This is a genomic window from Pseudomonas sp. B21-015, assembly GCF_024749285.1.
Lineage (GTDB): Bacteria > Pseudomonadota > Gammaproteobacteria > Pseudomonadales > Pseudomonadaceae > Aquipseudomonas.
On record NZ_CP087196.1, the window covers coordinates 4,700,985 to 4,719,442 of the forward strand.

The 18,458-nt window shown below is 60.5% G+C and carries 19 protein-coding genes and 1 pseudogene; all 20 read right to left on the reverse strand.

Translation table 11 applies throughout. The features are described from left to right. Nucleotides 1-114 precede the first annotated feature (114 nt). The 20 genes and pseudogenes from flhB to LOY38_RS21595 all read right to left on the reverse strand — a co-directional run bounded on the left by flhB (nt 115) and on the right by LOY38_RS21595 (nt 18,420). Complete coding sequence (gene flhB, locus LOY38_RS21500; RefSeq protein ID WP_258696947.1) at nt 115-1,254, reverse strand: flagellar biosynthesis protein FlhB; 1,140 nt, start codon at nt 1,252-1,254, stop codon at nt 115-117. Nucleotides 1,255-1,257: 3 nt separating this feature from the next. Continuing rightward, entirely contained in the window at nt 1,258-2,040 is a 783-nt protein-coding gene (gene fliR / locus LOY38_RS21505; RefSeq protein WP_258696948.1) for a flagellar biosynthetic protein FliR, read from the reverse strand. A 3-nt stretch (nt 2,041-2,043) separates the two neighbouring features. After that, on the reverse strand, nt 2,044-2,313 hold the full coding sequence (fliQ, locus tag LOY38_RS21510; RefSeq protein WP_258696949.1) for a flagellar biosynthesis protein FliQ: 270 nt from the start codon (nt 2,311-2,313) through the stop codon (nt 2,044-2,046). Next, nucleotides 2,310-3,068: a flagellar type III secretion system pore protein FliP gene (gene fliP, locus LOY38_RS21515; protein WP_258696950.1), complete on the reverse strand. Its 759-nt coding sequence runs from the start codon at nt 3,066-3,068 to the stop codon at nt 2,310-2,312. The genes fliQ and fliP overlap by 4 nt, the downstream gene beginning before the upstream one ends. Further along, nucleotides 3,068-3,517 carry a flagellar biosynthetic protein FliO gene (gene fliO / locus LOY38_RS21520; protein ID WP_258696951.1) on the reverse strand — a complete coding sequence of 150 codons (450 nt, stop codon included), beginning with the start codon at nt 3,515-3,517 and terminating at the stop codon, nt 3,068-3,070. The genes fliP and fliO overlap by 1 nt, the downstream gene beginning before the upstream one ends. After that, entirely contained in the window at nt 3,518-3,976 is a 459-nt protein-coding gene (gene fliN / locus LOY38_RS21525; RefSeq protein WP_008039811.1) for a flagellar motor switch protein FliN, read from the reverse strand. It lies immediately after the preceding gene. A 68-nt stretch (nt 3,977-4,044) separates the two neighbouring features. Then, nucleotides 4,045-5,013 (reverse strand): flagellar motor switch protein FliM, encoded by a 969-nt coding sequence (gene fliM / locus LOY38_RS21530; RefSeq protein WP_007938639.1) that lies wholly within the window; start codon nt 5,011-5,013, stop codon nt 4,045-4,047. A 9-nt stretch (nt 5,014-5,022) separates the two neighbouring features. Beyond that, on the reverse strand, nt 5,023-5,523 hold the full coding sequence (gene fliL / locus LOY38_RS21535) for a flagellar basal body-associated protein FliL (protein WP_258696952.1): 501 nt from the start codon (nt 5,521-5,523) through the stop codon (nt 5,023-5,025). 226 nt (nt 5,524-5,749) lie between these two features. After that, nucleotides 5,750-7,117 (reverse strand): flagellar hook-length control protein FliK, encoded by a 1,368-nt coding sequence (locus LOY38_RS21540; protein ID WP_258696953.1) that lies wholly within the window; start codon nt 7,115-7,117, stop codon nt 5,750-5,752. Nucleotides 7,118-7,222: 105 nt separating this feature from the next. Further along, nucleotides 7,223-7,570, reverse strand: coding sequence for an Hpt domain-containing protein (locus LOY38_RS21545; RefSeq protein ID WP_258696954.1), 348 nt, complete (start codon nt 7,568-7,570; stop codon nt 7,223-7,225). Between the two features lie 31 nt (nt 7,571-7,601). Further along, the gene (locus LOY38_RS21550; RefSeq protein ID WP_258696955.1) at nt 7,602-9,305 is read right to left on the reverse strand and encodes a fused response regulator/phosphatase; all 1,704 of its coding nucleotides are present in this window, start codon (nt 9,303-9,305) and stop codon (nt 7,602-7,604) included. Nucleotides 9,306-9,310: 5 nt separating this feature from the next. Continuing rightward, nucleotides 9,311-9,616 carry an STAS domain-containing protein gene (locus tag LOY38_RS21555; protein ID WP_258696956.1) on the reverse strand — a complete coding sequence of 102 codons (306 nt, stop codon included), beginning with the start codon at nt 9,614-9,616 and terminating at the stop codon, nt 9,311-9,313. Nucleotides 9,617-9,782: 166 nt separating this feature from the next. After that, on the reverse strand, nt 9,783-10,232 hold the full coding sequence (gene fliJ, locus LOY38_RS21560; protein WP_258696957.1) for a flagellar export protein FliJ: 450 nt from the start codon (nt 10,230-10,232) through the stop codon (nt 9,783-9,785). 6 nt (nt 10,233-10,238) lie between these two features. Further along, entirely contained in the window at nt 10,239-11,597 is a 1,359-nt protein-coding gene (gene fliI, locus LOY38_RS21565) for a flagellar protein export ATPase FliI (protein ID WP_258696958.1), read from the reverse strand. Next, the gene (gene fliH, locus LOY38_RS21570) at nt 11,587-12,396 is read right to left on the reverse strand and encodes a flagellar assembly protein FliH (RefSeq protein WP_258696959.1); all 810 of its coding nucleotides are present in this window, start codon (nt 12,394-12,396) and stop codon (nt 11,587-11,589) included. Before fliH ends, fliI begins: the two co-directional genes overlap by 11 nt. 7 nt (nt 12,397-12,403) lie before the next feature. Next, on the reverse strand, nt 12,404-13,423 hold the full coding sequence (fliG, locus tag LOY38_RS21575; RefSeq protein ID WP_003184041.1) for a flagellar motor switch protein FliG: 1,020 nt from the start codon (nt 13,421-13,423) through the stop codon (nt 12,404-12,406). Further along, nucleotides 13,416-15,202, reverse strand: a pseudogene (fliF, locus tag LOY38_RS21580) (flagellar basal-body MS-ring/collar protein FliF). Before fliF ends, fliG begins: the two are co-directional and overlap by 8 nt. Before the next feature lie 15 nt (nt 15,203-15,217). Further along, nucleotides 15,218-15,547 carry a flagellar hook-basal body complex protein FliE gene (gene fliE, locus LOY38_RS21585; RefSeq protein ID WP_258696960.1) on the reverse strand — a complete coding sequence of 110 codons (330 nt, stop codon included), beginning with the start codon at nt 15,545-15,547 and terminating at the stop codon, nt 15,218-15,220. Nucleotides 15,548-15,823: 276 nt separating this feature from the next. Next, nucleotides 15,824-17,209, reverse strand: a complete 1,386-nt coding sequence (fleR, locus tag LOY38_RS21590) for a sigma-54-dependent response regulator transcription factor FleR (RefSeq protein ID WP_258696961.1) — start codon at nt 17,207-17,209, stop codon at nt 15,824-15,826. Between the two features lie 5 nt (nt 17,210-17,214). After that, complete coding sequence (locus LOY38_RS21595) at nt 17,215-18,420, reverse strand: PAS domain-containing sensor histidine kinase (protein WP_258700771.1); 1,206 nt, start codon at nt 18,418-18,420, stop codon at nt 17,215-17,217. Nucleotides 18,421-18,458: the final 38 nt, after the last annotated feature.

Genomic DNA, 18,458 nt, shown 5'->3' on the forward strand with positions numbered 1-18,458 from the left:
AAGATCAAAAGATCGCAGCTTTCGGTAGCGCCTACGGATTAGGTTCACACCGCAACATCGCGGGTAACTCACGATCCGTGCAGGAGCTGCCGAAGTCTGCGATCGTTTGATCTATCAGGAATCGCGCCGCAGATCCGGTGGAATCGGCAGATCATCCTTGAGCGGATCCGGGCGCTTGCCCTTGCCCGCGCGGTATTGGCGGATCTGGTAGACGTAAGCCAATACCTGAGCCACGGCCAGATACAGCCCGCCAGGAATTTCCTGCTCCAGCTCCGTGGAGTAGTAGATAGAACGCGCCAGGGCAGGCGACTCCAGCAGCAGCACTTCGTTGGCCACGGCGATTTCGCGGATCTTCAAGGCCAGGAAGTCGCTGCCCTTGGCGATCAGCATCGGCGCCCCGCCCTTTTCAGGATCGTACTTGAGCGCCACGGCGTAGTGGGTCGGGTTGGTGATGACCACGTCAGCCTCGGGGATGGCGGCCATCATCCGCCGCTGAGACATCTCGCGCTGAAGCTGGCGAATCCGCTGCTTAACCTCTGGCCGCCCTTCCTGATCCTTGTGCTCGTCGCGTATTTCCTGCTTGGTCATCAACAATTTGTTGCGGCTTTCCCAGAGCTGCACCGGCACATCGACCGCGGCGATGATGATCAGCCCGCACGCCATCCACAAGGTGCTCCAACCGACCACTTGCAGGCTGTGAATGATCGCCATGTCCAATGGTTCGCGGGAGATGCGCAGTAGATCGTCAATGTCCGACGACAAGACCGCCAACGCCACGAACAACACGATGAAAAACTTCGCCAGGGCCTTGAGCAACTCCACCAGCGCCTTGGTCGAGAACATGCGCTTGAGGCCCGCGACGGGGTTCATACGACTGAACTTGGGCGCCATGGAGCCAGCCGCGAACAGCCAGCCCCCCAGAGAAATCGGGCCAATCAGCGCGGCCAACAGCAAAGTGATCATCACCGGCTGAACCGCCAACAGAGCGATCTGCCCCGAGTGCAGCAGATAAGTCGCCATAGAGCGCTGATCCAGAATCACCTCCCGCGAGAGCGAGAAGTTCATGCGCATCAGCTCCATCAGATCCTGAGCCAGGGCGCCACCGAAAATCAGCAACCCGCCGGCACCGGCGAGCATGACCGCGAAGGTGTTGAGTTCCTTGGAGCGCGCAATCTCGCCCTTCTCACGGGAGTCCTTTTTGCGCTTCTCCGTGGGGTCTTCTGTTTTGTCCTGACCGCTTTCGCTCTCAGCCATGACTCAGCGCGCCCGTGCCAGTTCGCGTAACAACTGCAAGGCCTCGGAGGCCAGCGGTTGATACTGATTGAGAATGTCCGCCAGGGCGATCCAGAGGATGACCATCCCAAGCACCAGGATCAGCGGGAAGCCGATCGAGAAAATGTTCAACTGCGGCGCCGCCCGGGTCATCACGCCAAAGGCAATGTTGACCACCAGCAACGCGGTGATCGCCGGCAACACCAGCAACAGCGCCGCACCGAGTACCCAGCCAAGCTTGCCGGCCAGCTCCCAGAAATGATTGACCATCAACCCGCCACCGACCGGCAATGTGGTGAAGCTTTCGGTGAGGACTTCGAACACCACCAGGTGGCCGTTCATCGACAGGAACAGCAGCGTCACCAACATCGTGAAGAACTGCCCGATCACCGCCACCGATACGCCGTTCGTAGGGTCGACCATCGACGCGAAACCCATGCCCATCTGGATCGCGACGATTTGCCCGGCGACCACAAAAGCCTGGAAGAAAAGCTGCAAGGAGAAGCCCAACACCGCGCCGATGATGATCTGCTCGGCGATCAGCAGCAGCGCGCTCAGGTCCAGCGCATTGACCGGCGGCATCGGCGGCAGACCGGGAGCGATCACGAAGGTGATCGCCAGGGCCAAGTACAAGCGCACACGCTGGGGCACCAGCGTCGTACCGAAAATCGGCATGACCATCAGCAACGAGCCGATGCGAAACAGCGGCAACATGAATGTCGCCACCCAGGTGCTGATCTGGGTATCGGTCAGCTGCAGCAGCGACATGGCTTAACCGATGACCTGAGGAATGCTGTGGTACAGCTGCAGAATGTATTCCATGAAGGTCTGCACCATCCACGGGCCGGCAACGATCAGCGTCACCAGCATCACCAGCAGACGCGGCAGGAAGCTCAGGGTCTGTTCGTTGATCTGCGTGGCCGCCTGGAACATCGCCACCAACAGCCCCACCAGCAAGCTCGGAATCACCAGCACGGCGACCATCATGGTGGTCAGCCACAGCGCTTCGCGAAAGATGTCTACGGCAACTTCCGGCGTCATGGTGAAACGCCGCCGAAGCTACTGGCCAAGGTGCCGATGATCAACGCCCAGCCATCCACCAGCACGAACAGCATGATTTTGAACGGCAAGGAAATGATCAATGGCGAGAGCATCATCATCCCCATCGCCATCAGCACACTGGCCACCACCAGGTCGATGATCAGGAACGGAATGAAGATCATGAAGCCGATCTGGAACGCGGTTTTCAGCTCAGAGGTCACGAAAGCCGGCACCAGAATCGTCAGCGGCGCCTGATCCGGCGAAGCAATGTCGGTACGCTTGGACAGGCGCATGAACAGCTCCAGGTCGCTGCTGCGAGTCTGGGCCAGCATGAAGTCCTTGATCGGCACCTGGGCCTTGGCCACGGCATCCTGCGCGGTGAGTTTTTCCGCCAGATACGGCTGCAAGGCATCCTGATTCACCCGATCGAACACCGGCGCCATGATGAACATGGTGAGGAACAGTGCCATGCCGGTGAGGATCTGGTTCGACGGTGTCTGCTGCAGGCCCAGGGCCTGACGCAGGATCGAGAAAACGATGATGATCCGGGTGAAACTGGTCATCAGCATGACAAACGCCGGGATGAAACTCAGCGCGGTCATGATCAGCAGGATTTGCAGGCTGACCGAGTACTCCTGCGCGCCTTCGGCGTTGGTGCCCAGGGTGATTGCCGGGATCGACAACGGATCGGCAGCGAACGCCAGCGGCGCGGCCAGCATCAGGACCAGCGTCAAGACGATGCGTAACGCACCCATTACTTCTTATCCTTCTGATCCTTGCCCAACAACTCCAACAGGCGCTGGGCGAACTCCGGGGTCGCTTTTTCAGTCCCGCTCGGCACTTGCACCGGCTCCTTGAGCACATGCAACGCAGTGATGGTGCCCGGGCTCAGGCCAAGCAGAATCTGCTCGTTGCCCACCTGCACCAGCATCAAACGGTCACGGGGACCCAGCGCCCGGGAACCGATCAGCTCGATCACCTGCCCCTTGCCGGCCGGCCCGGCCTGCTGAACCCGGCGCAGCAGCCAGGCAAGGAAGAAGATCAACCCCAGCACCAGCAGCAAGCCGAACACCAATTGCGTCAATTGCCCAGCCACACCGCTGCTGACGGCCGGCGCGGCAGCCGCTGTCGCAGCCGTCGTCACCGGCTCGGCAGCCAGCACACTGAATGGCAGGGCCAGCACAAAACCCAGAACCTTTTTCACTCAGCGCAACTTCTTGATGCGTTCACTTGGGCTGATCACGTCGGTCAGGCGGATGCCGAACTTTTCGTTGACCACCACCACTTCGCCGTGGGCGATGAGCGTGCCGTTGACCAGCACGTCCAGCGGCTCACCGGCCAGACGATCGAGCTCGATCACCGACCCCTGGTTGAGTTGCAGCAGGTTGCGGATGTTGATGTCGGTGCTGCCGACTTCCATGGAAATCGACACCGGGATGTCGAGAATCACGTCCAGGTTCGGACCGTCCAGCGTCACCGGATCGTTGTTCTTCGGCACGCTGCCGAACTCTTCCATCGGCAGACGGTTGGACGACGAACCGGCGGCGTCGGCGGCCAGCAAGGCATCGATATCGTCTTGCCCTGCATCACCGGTTTCTTCCAGGGCCGCAGCCCACTCATCAGCCAGTGCCTGGTCGTCCTGGGTATTCATATCGTCAGCCATCATTTGTCCTCGGCAGGCAACCTTCAATCAGAAGCCGTCAGTTAAAAGCGAAAGGGTTGAAGCGCCGGTCAGCGGCGCTCGATCGGTTCGATCACTTGCAACGCGAGGTTGCCTTTGTGCGAGCCCATCTTGACCTTGAAGGCCGGCACGCCGTTGGCGCGCATGATCATTTCTTCCGGCATCTCGACCGGGATCACATCCCCCGGCTGCATGTGCAGGATGTCGCGCAGGCGCAACTGGCGACGGGCAACGGTGGCCCCGATCGGTACGTCGACGTCCAGCACATCCTGGCGCAAGGCGTTGATCCAGCGCTCGTCCTGATCGTCGAGGTCCGACTGGAAGCCGGCGTCGAGCATTTCGCGCACCGGCTCGATCATCGAGTACGGCATGGTGACGTGCAGGTCGCCGCCACCGCCATCGAGTTCGATGTGGAACGTTGACACCACAATGGCTTCGCTCGGGCCGACGATGTTGGCCATGGCCGGGTTCACTTCCGAGTTGATGTACTCGAAGTTCACTTCCATGATCGCCTGCCAGGCCTCCTTCAAATCGACGAAGGCCTGCTCCAGCACCATGCGCACCACACGCAGTTCGGTGGGGGTGAATTCACGCCCTTCGATCTTCGCGTGACGGCCATCGCCGCCGAAGAAGTTGTCCACCAGCTTGAACACCAGTTTGGCGTCGAGGATGAACAGCGCGGTACCGCGCAGCGGTTTGATCTTGACCAGGTTGAGGCTGGTCGGCACGTACAGCGAGTGCACGTATTCGCCGAACTTCATCACCTGTACGCCACCGACGGCAACGTCCGCCGAGCGGCGCAGCATGTTGAACATGCTGATGCGGGTGTAGCGGGCGAAACGCTCGTTGATCATTTCCAGGGTCGGCATGCGTCCACGGACGATGCGATCCTGGCTGGTCAGGTCGTAGCTTTTGACGCTGCCGGGTTCGGCAGCGTTATCGGTCTGTACCAGACCATCGTCGACGCCATGCAACAGCGCATCGATCTCATCCTGGGACAGCAGGTCCTGCACGGCCATGTCGTGTTCCTACTGCAGTACGAAATTAGTGAAAAGCAACTGTTCGATCACCACTTTGCCAAGCTCTTTCTGCGCCACTTCCTGGACGCTGGCCGTGGCCTTCTGACGCAACATCTCCTGACCGACCGGGGTCGCCAGCGTGGCGAAATCCTGACCGGAAAACAGCATGACCAGGTTATTGCGGATCACCGGCATGTGGACTTTGAGCGCCTCCAGATCAGCCTGATTGCGGCCCAGCATGGTGATGCTCACCTGCATGTAGCGCTGACGGCCGTTCTGGGTGTAGTTGGCCACGAAGGCCGGAGCCATGGGCTCGAAGATCGCCGGCTGCTTGCCGACCACAGCGGTTTCAGCCGCGGCGGCAGGCTTGCTCTGGGCGCTGTGCATGAAGTACCAGGTCGCCCCCACGGACAAGCCGATCGCCAACACCAAGGCCACGACGACCACAATGATCAGCTTGATTTTGCCTTTGGTTGCGGGGTCTTTTACTACTGCTTCGCTCTTCGCCATGCCAATAATCCGTCACTATTCGGGTTTTCACAGTCGCACGGCAAGGCAAGAGCAAGTGTTATGCCAGAAGTGTCGGGAGGGAGTGGAGGCAGAGGATCATCAGCCACCACAAAACAAATGTGGGAGCGAGCCTGCTCGCGATAGCGGTGCAACAATCAACGCAAGTGTTGAATGTTACTGCCTCATCGCGAGCAGGCTCGCTCCCACACAAGGGGTTGGCGTTTGATCAGGCGTAATAATCGACCGCGCTGGAACCGATCACGCTGGTGGTGTTGGCGGCTACTTCAGCAACCGTCGCAGGAAGCTCTTCATCGACGGAATCGAGGCGACCGCCACTGGAATGGGTACGTCCACCCTGCCCTTGTTGAGCCTGTTCCTGACCCTGGCCTTGCCAGCCACGGGACTGATCGGAAACGTTGACGTCAACCTGGCCCATGCCCTGCTGCGCGAACATGTCACGCAGGCGATGCATTTGCCCGTCGAGTGCTTCGCGAACGCTTGGATGTGCGCTCATGAAGGTCACCTGGGTCTGCTGATCCGGAACCATGTTCACCCGAATATCGAGGCGTCCCAGCTCGGCCGGTTGTAGCTGGATATCCGCCGCCTTGAGATTGGCGCTGGACAGGTACATGACCCGATTGACCACCTCTTCGGTCCAACCGCTCTGATGCATGGCGATCGGCTGGTTCACCGGCAATGCATTGGCCGTCTTCGGCGTTGCGGCCTGGGTCAACGCCGCCAGACGGTTGGCGAAGTCATCGACACGGGTATCGCTGCTGGCGGACTTGAGGTCCTTGAGACCATCATCGATCAGGCCACTGAAAGCCTTCTCGCCGCCCTGGCTGGTGCTGTCCTGATCGGTCTGCACATCAAGCATGCTCGCCATGCCCGCGGCAAAGTTTTGTGCCGAAGTCAGCTCGCCGTCGGCTTGAGCCGGGGTCGGAGCCGCTTTTGGCTGGGCCTGGCTGGCGGCCGAAACGTGCCCACTCTGTTCCATGGCCATGCGAACCGCTGGCAGTGCATCGAGAGGATCGGCTTCGGGATCGAAATCAGAATCGGCGGTGGCAACAGCCTGCGTCACTACTGAGGTAACGGTGACTGCGACAGGTGCTTCAACTTGTGGCTGCACAGACGCCACAACCGGCGGGGCTTCCGGTACAGGAGCTGGCACCACCGGCTGTGCAACTTGCATCAACGCAGGATCGAGGGACGGATCGACAGGCGCGGTATCGGCCACCGACGTCGACGACTCAGCAGTATCCTGCGCGTCATCGCTGGCTGTCTTGTCGTCGGTCTGCGCCGGTTTATCGGCGGGCAAGGATTTGCCGCTATCGGCAACCGTCGGTTCCGGGGCGGCAGACTGGTCGTTGTTCACGTCCTTTTTGCTGGCGTTGTCCGTAGTTTTGTCGCGTACGGGCTTAGTCGATCCGTCCGCCACGACCGAGGGCTTGTTCTGGGCCTGATTGGCGTAGACCTGAGCGAAGCTGGACGCCTTGTCCCCGGGCTCAGCCGCCAGTGCCGGTGTATTGGCGGACACGGCTTGAGTCTTGGCCGCAGCGGCGGCCTGAAGAAGAATGTTGGGGGTAACGGGCATAAAACGGTCTCCGCTGCACTGGGGTCGTAGGTACAGTTGAGCAAGTTGACTGCAAAGGTCGAGCCAGCTTTGCTCGCTAGCCGCTAAAAGCGTCGGACGGTTGCGTTATTCAGCGAGGGAGCGCTGGCGCTCCGCTTCGTAGAGCGGGCGGATAATGGCGAATTCGCCGTCAATTTCTCCGACCAGCGCTTCAATACCTTCGAGGCTTTTTTGCTTGGCTCGCTGCTCCAGCTCATGACACAGCTCGGCCAGCCGGGTAGCGCCCATATTGCTGCTGCTGCCTTTGAAGCTGTGCGCAGCGGCGCCCAACTTCTCGGCATCGTCAGCTTTTCGCAGCAGGCTTAAGCGCTCTTCGGAATCAGCGAGAAAGGTATCGAGCAATTCTGGATACCCGTCCTCCATAACTTCCTGCAACGCGCTCAGCACGTCGCGATCCAGATGTGTGTCAGCCACTTGTTCACTCCTTGATCAAGAACGCCTGGGATTATGCCAGAGCCTCCCAGAAAAACTCCACGCGAGCACTTCGACCATTATCGGACCAGCTCGCATTTTGACTCAACTGGCGGATCAAATTGATTCCGCGTCCCGACAGACGGACATCATCGACGGGACGCGCCATTACCCGCGCCACATCGAAGCCCTTGCCGCTGTCTTCGACCCGGACCGTCAGGCAACCGCCCTCGCCTTTTGGCATCACCTGCAAATGCACCCGCACATAGCCGTCCCGCAATTCGTCCAGGCGTGTGTTGCGCTGCTGATAATAACGCGCAAACCCCGACGCATCGCGTTTCAGATTTGAATCCAACCCCAGCACGCCGTGCTCCAGAGCGTTGGAATAAAGCTCTGCCAGCACACTGTAGAGTGTGCCACTCTGAGCCCGCAGGCCATGGACCTCAAGCAGCAGTTGCAACAGATACGGCAGTGGATTGAAGCGTTTGAGGGTGGCGGCGCGGAACTCGAAACTCACCGACCAGTCCAGCGGGGAGGACTGGCCGCTGTCGGAATACACGGGCGTCGGCGGGCTCAATTTCGCCACCTCCAGCAGGCGGACCTCGACCATGCTCACGTCATCCCGGGCCTCGCCGCGAAAGTCCCGCAGGGCCTGTTCGATTTCTTCGAACAGCGCATCAGGCTGACGATTGGCTGCAAACACCTGCTCCAATCGCTCTACGCCAAACAACTGTTCATTGGCATCGCAAGTATCGATCACCCCGTCAGACAGCAAGAACACCCGATCGCCGACGGCCATCGGGAACACCTCGGTGCGATCATCGAAGGCTTGCGGGCTCAGCACCCCCAGCGGCAAGTGCCGTGCCGTCAGCGCCATACGTTCGCCGCTGGCGGTGTTGTGCAAGTAACCGTCCGGCATCCCACCGTTCCAGACCTCCACCGAACCTCGCTGAAAGCTCAGGCACAGCAGGGCCGCACAGCAGAACATGTCCACCGGCAGGATGCGCTTGAGCTTGGCGTTCATTTCACGCAGGGTTTCGGACAAGCCATAGCCCTTGGCCGTCATGCCGTAGAAGACTTCGGCCAACGGCATGGCGCCGACGGCAGCCGGCAAACCATGACCCGTAAAATCGCCGAGCAGCACGTGCATGTCGCCGGCCGGGGTGAACGCAGCCAGCAACAGATCGCCGTTGAACAGCGCATAGGGTGATTGCAGGTAACGGATGTTCGGCGCACTCAGGCAACCGGAGTGGGCGACCTTGTCGAACACGGCTTTGGCGACGCGCTGTTCGTTGAGCAGGTAATCGTGATGCCTGGCGATCAGGTCTCGCTGCTCCAGCACCGTGGCCTGCAAACGCCGCAAGCGGTCCATCGCCTTGATCTTGGCGGCGAGGATCACCTGGTTGTAAGGCTTTGCCAGAAAGTCGTCGCCCCCGGCCTCCAGACAACGGGCCAGGGCTTCGCTCTCGGTCAACGACGTCAGAAAGATGATCGGCACCAGGGTTTCGCCGGCCAGCGCCTTGATTTGCTGCGCAGCCTCGAAACCGTCCATCACCGGCATCATGGCGTCCATCAGCACCAGGTGCGGTCGTTGCCAACGGAATGCTTCGACCGCCTCGGCACCGTTGGCGGCCGTCAGCACTTCATGACCCTGGCGCCGGACGATAGTCGACAGCAGCAAGCGATCGGCCGCGCTGTCTTCAGCGATGAGTACTGTCAGCGGCTCGAGCGGCTGCATGACGATCAACTGATGTCGAACAACTTGTCGAAGTTGGAGATGGCGAGAATCTTCTTCACATCGGAACTGCTGTTGACGACGCGAATATCGGAACTGTCGCCACCGGCGTGATCACGCAGCAAGAGCAACATGCCCAGAGCAGAGCTATCGAGATACGTGGCTTCCTTCAGGTCCACCACAATGGAATCGGGTTTCTTTTTGAGTTTTTCGTAGGACTCGCGAAACTCCTGATGTCGACCGAAATCGAATCGCCCCTTGATCGAGATCGTCAGCTTTTGCCCATCTGGAGATACTTCTGTAACGACTGACATTTCACGGCTTCCTTGTCATTGGCGAACGTACGTGTAGAAGGTTTAGCACCTGATGGGGGCAGGAGCAAGGTCAAAAGATCGCAGCCTTCGGCAGCTCCTACATTGACCGTATGCAAACCCGATCCTGTTGGAGCTGCCGAAGGCTGCGATCTTTTAAAACCGACACTCAATACGGATCCTGTCGCGGCAACCGCTGGGACAGTTCATCCAGCAGCTTCTGCTCACGCTTGTCTTCCAGTTGCCGTGCCTCATCCATGTAGCGCTGAACCAGCTTGCGCAAGCCTTCGACCCTGGCAAACGCCTGCTGCCAGGCTTCCCGGGCCTTGTTCAGGTTGTTTTGATGCCAGTTCAGGCTCTGGCGCTGCTGGTCGATGGCTGTGCCCAGTTGCGCGAGAAAGCCCTGATAACCCAGCAGCCACTGGCCCGAGACGCCACTGCTGCCGCGCACGATCCATTGCTCCTGGTATTCCAGGCGGAACTTTTCCAGGTCGGCCAGTTTGCTTTCCGCCAGACGAACCTGGCCCTGGAAGTGTCCCAGGCGCTGAACGGCGGTTTTCTCGGCCTTTTCAGCCATTTCCACCACGGGCGCCAGGCGTGCTGCGCGGCTCTGGGCCATGGCCGGTTAGCCACCGGCCGCCGGGGCGAAGATCGACCCGAGGTGCGCTTCGCTTTCGCCCAGGCTGATGCTGTCGTTCAGCCCCTGACGCTGGTACTTGACCAACTGCGGTTGCAGCGAAATCGCCAGGTCGGTTTCCCGGTCACCGCCGGCCACGTAGGCACCGACGCTGATCAGGTCGCGACTCTGCTGATAACGTGACCACAACTGCTTGAAATACTGTGCGCGGGCCATGTGCTCCGGCGTCACCACCGACGGCATGACCCGGCTGATAGACGCTTCGATATCGATGGCCGGGTAATGCCCTTCCTCGGCCAGGCGCCGGGACAGCACGATGTGCCCGTCGAGCACACCCCGCGCCGAGTCGGCGATCGGGTCCTGCTGGTCGTCGCCTTCAGACAATACGGTGTAAAACGCCGTGATCGAACCGCCGCCCTTTTCGGCGTTACCGGCCCGCTCCACCAGTTTCGGCAACTTGGCGAACACCGACGGCGGATAGCCCTTGGTCGCTGGAGGTTCGCCGATAGCCAGGGCGATTTCCCGCTGGGCCTGGGCGAAACGGGTCAGGGAATCCATCAGCAACAGGACATTCTTGCCCTTATCACGAAAATATTCGGCGATTCGCGTGCAATACATGGCCGCGCGCAGACGCATCAGCGGCGCATCGTCCGCGGGTGAAGCCACCACCACCGAACGCTTGAGCCCTTCTTCGCCAAGGATGTGCTCGATGAATTCTTTAACTTCTCGACCCCGCTCGCCGATCAGCCCGACCACGATAATGTCGGCCTCGGTGAAGCGGGTCATCATGCCCAGCAGCACACTCTTGCCCACGCCAGTACCGGCGAACAACCCGAGCCGTTGACCGCGACCGACCGTCAACAAACCGTTGATGCAACGAATACCGACGTCCAGCGGCTGGCTGATCGGGTCACGCTTGAGCGGGTTGATGGTCGGGCCGTCCATCGGCACCCAGTCTTCAGCCTTCATCCCGCCCTTGCCATCCAGCGCACGACCGGCACCGTCGAGTACCCGCCCGAGCATGCTCATGCCCATCGGCAAACGACCGTTGTCCGCCAGGGGAACCACGCGCGCCCCAGGGGCGATGCCGGCAACGCTGCCGACCGGCATCAGAAAAACTTTGCTGCCAGAGAAGCCCATGACCTCGGCTTCGACCTGCACCGGGTGATAGCTGTCATCGTTGATGACCATGCAGCGGCTGCCCATGGCGGCGCGCAAGCCTTCGGCTTCGAGGGTCAGGCCGACCATGCGCAGCAGGCGACCTTCAAGGATTGGCGCGCCAGCCAGCTCCGTGGCCTCGGCGTAGCTACCGAGGCGCTTGGCGAAGCTGGTGCGATCAAGGCGCATCGGGATCGTCCAGTTCTGGCTCGACCGGGGCAACCGCCGGCCTTTCGTCAGTCGGCAGCTCCAGGCTCAGGTCTGGCGCGGCCGGGTGCAGCGCCTGATCGTGCAATTGATCGAACAGCTTGGCCATGACCTGGGTCACACGGGTTTCGATGGTGGCGTCGATACGGCTGTGCTCCGTCTCGACCCGGCAACCGCCCGGCAACAGGGATTCGTCCTCGACGATGCGCCAGGTTTCTTCATGGCGCTCGCGCAAGGCTTTGACCTGTGCGAAATCCTGCGGATTGACGTACAACCGCACGTTGCCTACGCCCAGCGGCAAGAGCTTGAGCGCTTCGCGCATGACGTGTTCGATCTGCGTCGAGTCGAAGGCCAGTTCGCGCTGAATCACTTGTTTGGTGATGTGCTGCACGAGGTCGACCAGCGACTTTTCGATCTGCATGTCCTGCTCGGCAATGGGCTCGAACAGGTTGACCATCAATTGTTCCAGGCCAGCGATCTTGGCCGCCAGGGCCACATCGGCTTCCTGACGGACCTTGAGCGTAGTGCTGTGGAAACCTTCTTTTTCACCGATGGCGAAGCCCTCGTTGTAGGCCTCCTGGCGAATGCTTTCGAGCTCTTCAAGGGTCAGTGGCTGGACTTCTTCCAGCGGCACTTCTTCCATTTCCGGCGGTTCGGGTTCCGGCTCCGGCTCGGGTTCCGGCACGAACGGGTCGAAGCTGGGCAACGACCAGACGTCAAAACCACTGACGTCCTTGGCACGGATCAGGTCGGTATTGGACTCATCATGTTTGGACGACATAGTGACCTTAGATCATCTCTTCGCCGCCCTTCCCGCCGAGAACGATTTCTCCGGCTTCGGCCATACGGCGGGCAATGGTGAGGATTTCTTTCTGCGCCGTTTCCACGTCGCTGACGCGCACCGGGCCTTTGGCCTCGAGGTCGTCGCGCAACAGTTCGGCCGCCCGTTTGGACATGTTCTTGAAGATCTTTTCCTTGACGCCTTCGTCCGACCCCTTGAGGGCCAGCACCAGAACGTCCGAGGACACTTCGCGCAACAGCGCCTGAATGCCACGGTCGTCGACATCGGACAGGTTGTTGAACACAAACATGAGGTCTTCGATCTGACCGGACAGGTCTTCGTCGACTTCGCGGATCGAGTCCATCAGCTGACCCTCGATCGAACTGTCGAGGAAGTTCATGATGTCGGCCGCGCGCTTGATGCCACCCAGGGTGGTTCGCGAGGCATTCGAGTTGCCGGAGAACTGCTTCTCGAGAATCTGGTTGAGTTCTTTCAGGGCCGCCGGCTGCACGGTGTTCAGCGAGGACACCCGCAGAATGATATCCAGCCGGACCTTGTGGTCGAAGTTGCCCAGCACTTCACCGGCCTGATCCGGGTCGAGGTACGCCACCACGATCGCCTGGATCTGCGGGTGCTCGTAACGGATCACGTCGGCAACAGCACGCGGCTCCATCCACTTCAGGCTGTCGAGGCCACTGGTGTTGCCGCCCAGCAGGATCCGGTCGATCAGGCCGTTGGCCTTGTCTTCGCCCAGGGCCTGGGTGAGCATTTTGCGCACGTAGTCATCGGAGCCGACGCCCAGGCTGGTCTGATCGCCGACGATGTCGACGAACTCGCTCATGACCTGTTCGACCTGCTCGCGGTGCACGTTACCCATCTGGGCCATGGCCACACCCACACGCTGGACCTCTTTGGGCCCCATGTGGCGCAGCACTTGCGCGGCGTCTGTAGAACCCAGGGACAGCAGCAGAATCGCGGCTTTATCAACCCGGGACAGTTTGGCGACAGCGGCTCGGTTATCACTCATCTGCGTTAATCCACTCTTTCACGACCTGGGCCACGCGACCCGGATCTTCTGCCACCAGACTCTTGATTGCGTTCAACTGTGCGTCATAGCCTTCGCTCGGGCTCGGCAGCAGAATGCTGGTCGGGCCACCGAGGCTGACGCGGTCGTTGGCCAGTTCGCCGTCCAGACCGCCCACGCCACCGAGCTCCATGTCGCTGCCCAGGCCTGCCAGTTGCTTGTCTTTGCCGCCACCGGTGATGTTGTTGAGCACCGGACGCAGCACACCGAACACCAGCACCAGGATGAACAACACACCCAGCACTTGCTTGACGATGTCCCAGAACCACGGCTGGGAGTAGAACGGAATATCGGCAATCACTTCACCGCGCTCGGCGGAGAACGGCATGTTGATCACACTGACGCTATCGCCACGGCTGGCGTCGAAACCGACCGCATCCTGCACCAGACGGGTGAAGCGCGCCAATTCATCGGCACTCCATGGCGCACGAGTGGTTTCACCGTTGGCCGCGTTGACCTTGACCTGATCATCCACCACCACCGACACCGACAGGCGATTCAAACGGCCCTGTTGTTGTTTGGTATGGCTGATGGAACGGTCGAGTTCGAAGTTCTTGGTGGATTGTTGACGCTTGTCCGCCGGATACGGCGCCAGCATCGGCTGGCCGGTGGCCGGGTCCATGATTTGCTGACCGTTGGCATCGAGCAATGGCTGGCCTGGCTGCACCATACCGGCCGACGCGGTGGCGCCACCGGTGGTTTGCGGCGCCGAGGCTGGCGAAGGAGGCTGGTTACTCAGGGCACCCGGCACGCCTTGCGGGCCATTGCTGGCAGTGCGCTGTTCGTTGACCGACTGCTCGCTGCGCAATGCCGGCTGGTCCGGGTTGAACTGCTCGGAAGTCGATTCGACGGCGCTGAAATCCACGTCGGCGGAAACTTCGGCTTTATAGCGGTCGTTGCCGAGCACCGGTTGCAGGATGTTGTGCACACGCTGAGTGAGCATGCTTTCCATGCGACGACTGTAATCGAATTGCTTGCCGGCCATGGTCAGTTCGGAGTTTTCCGCCTGATCCGACAGCAGGTTGCCCTTCTGGTCGACTACGGTGATCTGCGATTTGCTCAGTTCAGGAACGCTGGTCGCCACCAGATTGATGATGGCGACGACCTGACCTGGCTCCAGCGAGCGCCCGGAATACAGCTCAACCAGAACAGAAGCGCTGGGCTTGCGCTCATCACGCACGAACACCGAGCTTTTCGGAATCGCCAGGTGCACACGGGCACCCTTGACGTTGTTCAGGCTGGAAATGGTCCGGGCCAGTTCGCCTTCGAGGCCGCGACGATAACGGGTCGCTTCCATGAACTGGCTGGTACCCAGCCCCTGGTCCTTGTCGAGGATCTCGAAACCGATGTTACCGTCGCTGGGAGTGACACCAGCGGCCGCGAGCTTGAGCCGCGCACGGGACAGGTCATCGGCCTTGACCAGCAAGGCACCGGAGTTCGGTTCAACGGTATAGGGAATATCAGCTGCGGCCAGGGTTTCCATGACCTGCTTGGCGTCCATACCGGCAAGGCTGCCGTACAGAGGCCGGTAGTCCGGTTGCTGGGACCACAACACCACGGCAAAACCAATCGCCACGCTCGCAGCCAGGCCGACCAACAGGCCCACCTGACGCAACATGGTCATCTCGGAGAGGTTTTCAGGAAGGACAACCCGAACAGCGGCGGTTTGCCGCCTATTGGAGTGGCCTTGGCCGGAACATTATCGACGACTGCTTCTGCCATGACTCAATCTCGTCCTTAAACCGGCATCTGCATGATGTCTTGGTAAGCCTGAACCAGCTTGTTACGCACTTGGGTCAGCGCCTGAAAAGACACGCTGGCCTTCTGTGAGGAAATCATCACGTCCGTCAGGTCGACGCCGCTTTTACCAATCTCGAAGGCACTGGCCAACTGATTGGACGCCTGCTGGGTGTCGTTCACTTTATTGACGGCCTGACCGAGCATGTCGGAAAAGCTGCTGCCACCCATTTCAGGGACTGCGGCAGTCGATTTCGGCGCAGACATCGCATCCATTTGCATGGAGCGCATGTCCAGCATCAACCGATTGAATTCAATACCTTGGCTCATGGTTTCTCTCTTTGACGAAGCTACGTCTTTGGCTACCCGCAATTTTTTTGACACTCACTCGGCGGGTAGTGAGGTGTTAGCAACAAGGGTGCCAGCTCCGTGGCCGCTCTAAACAAAAGCTTCCGAGCTTTGCCTTAACCGTGAATCACCGCAAAACCATTGTGGGAGCGAGCCTGCTCGCGAAGAGGGAGTGTCAGTCAACATTTATGTACCTGTTACACCGCCTTCGCGAGCAGGCTCGCTCCCACATTTAGATCGGTGTGCTTGCGTCAACTTTCACGTGGCGAACAAGTACGCTTCTACATCCATTCCGGCGTCGCGCATTTGCGCCAGCTTGTAGCGCAAGGTGCGCGGGCTGATGCCCAATCGCTCGGCGGCTTCCTTGCGACGGCCACGCTCGGAGCGCAAGGTGTCGATGATCATCTGGAATTCACGACGCCGCAGGTCATCGCCCAGCGCCCCCGCCGATTCCGCTTCGACTTCTACAACACGCGCTGGCGTCGCCGCCAACATCGGCAGCGGCGCACACGCCACGGGCCCGGCGAGACAGAAATCCTGCGGCTGGATCAAACCGCCCTGCTGCAGAATCAAGGCACGCTGGATCGCGTTGTCCAGCTCTCTTACATTACCCGGCCACTGATAGCCGATCAGACACGCCTGCGCCTCAGGCGACAGCCTCGCCGCGGCATGCTTCATTTTATTGACGTGTTTGACCAACAGACGCTCGGCCAGCGGCAGGATATCGGCGGTGCGCTCGCGCAGCGGACGCCAGGCCAGCGGGAACACCGACAGGCGATAGTAAAGGTCTTCGCGAAAACGCCCCGCCGCCACTTCAGCAGCCAGGTCGCGGTTGGTGGTGGCAACCACTCGAATGTCCAGTGCGATTGGCTTGCGGGCGCCGACTCGCTCGACTTCACGCTCCTGCAATACGCGCAGCAACTTGGCCTGAAGGCCGAGGGGCATTTCGGAAATTTCGTCGAGCAGGATCGTCCCGCCATCAGCCTGCTCGAACTTACCGGCCTGCGCCGCGATGGCGCCGGTGAACGAACCCTTCTCGTGACCGAACAAAGTGGCTTCAAGCATGTTGTCCGGGATCGCTGCGCAGTTGATCGCAATGAACGGCTGACAGGCGCGATGGGAGTGCTGATGGATGTAACGCGCCAACACTTCCTTACCGGTCCCCGACTCACCGGAGATCAACACCGTGGAGTCACTGCGCGCCACGCGCGCGGCCAATTCCAGCAATTGCGCACTGGCCGGCTCGAACGCCACAGGCCCTTCACTCTCGGTCGCGCCGAGATTGCCCAGCGCGTGACGCGCCACCAGATCGAGCAAGGCTTTGGGCTCGAACGGTTTGACCAGATAATCCGCCGCGCCTTGACGCATCGCATCGACCGCTCGATCGACAGCGCCATGCGCCGTCATGAGCAACACCGGCAATTGCGGCTGACGAGCCCGCAGCAATCCGAGCAGTTGATGACCGTCCATGCCCGGCATGTTGACGTCACTGACTACCAGATTGAACGCCTCGGCGCCGACCACAGTCAGCGCCTCTTCCGCCGAACCGACAGCGATGTATTCGTGCCCGGCGAGCAATAGCGTATCGGCCAATGCCTCCCGAAGCGCACGGTCATCCTCGACCAGTAAAACCTTGATTGCCATGGCCTTCATTCCATTCCTTGAACGCTGGGCTGCCCACTGGAAAAAAGCGGCAGGATCACCTGCGCGCAAGTGCCACGCCCCGGCCGCGAGCGCAACTGCAGTTCTCCATGATGAGCACGGGCCACCGCCTTGACCACGGTAAGTCCCAGGCCGGTACCGGTGGTTTTGGTGGTAAAAAACGGCTCACCCAAACGCGCCAGCACCACCCCGTCGATACCGCTGCCGCTGTCGCTGACGCACAGGCGCAGGTTGTTGCCGCGGGTATACAGGTGAACCTTCAAACGGACGCCGCCGACACTGGCCTGAATGGCGTTCTCGATCAGATTGAGGATCGCCCCGACCAACGTGTCGCGATTGCACAGCAACTCACCGGCATGGCTGTCGCACTGCCAGCGAATCGGCAGATCCTGAACATGGGTCAGTGCGGCCGCTTGCAGCGCCTGCATCAACAGTTTGGGCGTCACCCGATCGGTCAACGGCAGCTCGCCGCGAGCAAACACCAGCATGTCGCGAACCTGGTGTTCAAGCTCATGCAGACGCTCTTTCAGACGGCCGGCAAAACGCTGCTGCGTGGCGACCGGCAACTCCTGCTCAGTCAAATGACTGGCGTAGAGCAACGCGGCGGACAACGGCGTGCGAATCTGATGAGCCAACGACGCAACCATGCGCCCGAGAGACGACAGGCGCTCGTGGCGAGCCAGTTGATCTTGCAGATGACGGGTTTCAGTCAGGTCGTTGAGCAGCACCAACTGACCGGGTTCGGCATCCAGCGAGCGGGTAGCGATCGACAGACGCCGACCGTCCTTGAGAGAGATTTCGTGACCGTCGTCTTCGCGGGGCGCAAAGCATCGAGCAATCACCTTGCGCCACAACTCACCCTCAAGGGGCAGACCGAGCAGTTCACGCGCGGCGGGATTGGTTTCGCGCACGATCCCTTGGGCATCGATGACAATGACGCCGCCGGGCAATAGATCGAGGAGGTTTTGCAGACGGTTGGCCAGACGCTCTTTTTCCGCCAGTTCCTGCATGCGCTGAGCGCTGACCACCGCCAGCTCGCCCTTGAGCTCGGTGACCCGGGCTTCAAGCATGCTGTAGGAATCGGTCAATTGGCTCGACATCTGATTGAACAGCGCAAACGCCTGCTCAAGGCCAAGCCGGCTTGCCTGCTCTACGGACGACGGTTGCCCCGAAGCATCAGGGACAGGAGACATCTGGGCGGCTTGGGGCATCGTGCTCTCTCGCGTGGTTG